At 64.5% G+C, this 2,058-nt stretch carries 1 pseudogene; it reads left to right on the plus strand.

The features are described from left to right. Nucleotides 1–2,058: pseudogene (locus HY852_RS08160) on the plus strand (vitamin B12-dependent ribonucleotide reductase); the annotation flags it as partial.

The raw sequence follows: 2,058 nt of genomic DNA on the forward strand, positions 1-2,058 counted from the left end.
AAGTCGGGCGGCACCACGCGGCGCGCAGCGAAGATGGTCGTCGTCGACGTCGATCACCCCGATATCGAGGAATACATCAACTGGAAGGTGAAGGAGGAGCAGAAGGTCGCGGCCCTCGTCACCGGCTCCAAGCTGAACCAGAAGCACCTCAAGGCCGTGCTCAAGGCCTGCGTGAACTGCGAAGGCTCGGGCGACGACTGCTTCGATCCCGAAAAGAACCCGGCGCTGCGCCGCGAGATCAAGCTCGCCCGCCGCGCGCTGGTCACCGACCCCATGATCAAGCGCGTCATCCAGTTCGCCAAGCAGGGCTACAAGGACATCGACTTCCCGATCTACGACACCGACTGGGATTCGGAAGCCTATCTCACCGTCTCCGGCCAGAACTCCAACAACTCGGTGTCGCTGAGGGACGACTTCCTGCGCGCGGTCGAGACCGACGGCGACTGGAACCTGATCGGCCGCACCAACAAGAAGGTGACGAAGACGCTCAAGGCGCGCGATCTGTGGGAGAAGATCGGCTACGCCGCCTGGGCCAGCGCCGATCCGGGCCTGCACTTCAACTCGACGATGAACGACTGGCACACCTGCAAGGCGTCCGGCGACATCCGCGCGTCCAACCCGTGCTCGGAATACATGTTCCTGGACGACACGGCGTGCAACCTCGCTTCGGCCAATCTGCTGACGTTCTACAACACCACCACCAAGACCTTCGACGTCGAGTCCTACGAGCACCTCTGCCGTCTGTGGACCTTGGTGCTCGAAATCTCGGTGCTGATGGCACAGTTCCCCTCCAAGGCGATCGCGGAATTGTCCTACGAATTCCGCACCCTCGGTCTCGGCTACGCCAACATCGGCGGCCTGTTGATGACCATGGGCCTGCCTTATGACGGCAAGGAAGGCCGCTCGCTGTGCGGCGCCCTTTCCGCCATCATGACCGGCGTCGCCTACCGGACCTCGGCCGAGATGGCGTCCGAACTCGGCACCTTCCCCGGCTACAAGAAGAACGCCCTGCACATGCTGCGGGTGATCCGCAACCACCGCCGCGCCGCGCACGGCAATGCCTCCGGCTATGAGGGCCTCAACACCAACCCGGTGCCGCTCGACCACACCTCCTGCCCGCAGCAGGACCTCATCGCACACGCGACCGCCGCGTGGGACGCCGCGCTCGAGCTGGGCGAGAAGCACGGCTATCGCAACGCGCAGGTCACCGTGGTGGCGCCGACCGGCACCATCGGCCTCGTCATGGACTGCGACACCACCGGCATCGAGCCCGACTTTGCCCTCGTCAAGTTCAAGAAGCTCGCCGGCGGCGGCTACTTCAAGATCATCAACCGCGCCGTGCCGGAAGCGTTGCGCGCGCTCGGCTACCGCGAGAGCGAGATCGCCGAGATCGAGGCCTATGCCGTCGGCCACGGCTCCCTTGCCAATGCCCCCGGCATCAACGTTTCCACGTTGAAGACCAAGGGCTTCACGGACGAGGCTATTGCGAAGGTTGAAAAGGCGCTGCCGACCGCCTTCGACATCAAGTTCGCCTTCAACAAGTGGACCTTCGGCGAGGATTTCATCCGCGACCAGCTCGGCATCGGCGCGGAAGCCATTGCCGCGCCCGGCTTCGACCTGCTCCAGGCCGTCGGCTTCTCCAGGCGCGAGATCGAGGCGGCCAACGTCCACATCTGCGGCGCGATGACGGTCGAAGGCGCCCCGCATTTGAAGGCCGAGCACTATCCGGTGTTCGACTGCGCCAACCCGTGCGGCAAGATCGGCAAGCGCTATCTGTCGGTCGAAAGCCACATCCGCATGATGGCGGCGGCGCAGCCCTTCATCTCGGGCGCGATCTCCAAGACCATCAACTTGCCGTACGCCGCGACGGTCAAGGATTGCCAGCGCGCCTACGAGATGTCGTGGAAGCTGGCGATCAAGGCCAACGCGCTCTATCGCGACGGCTCCAAGCTCTCGCAGCCGCTGTCGGCGCAGCTCATTCAGGGCGACGAAGAGGAAGAGGACAAGGTCGAAGAGCTTGTCGCCGCCAGCATGCCGGCGCGCGCGGCGCAGATCGCC

Origin of the sequence: Bradyrhizobium sp. (assembly GCF_016213215.1) — a bacterium.
GTDB lineage: Bacteria > Pseudomonadota > Alphaproteobacteria > Rhizobiales > Xanthobacteraceae > Bradyrhizobium.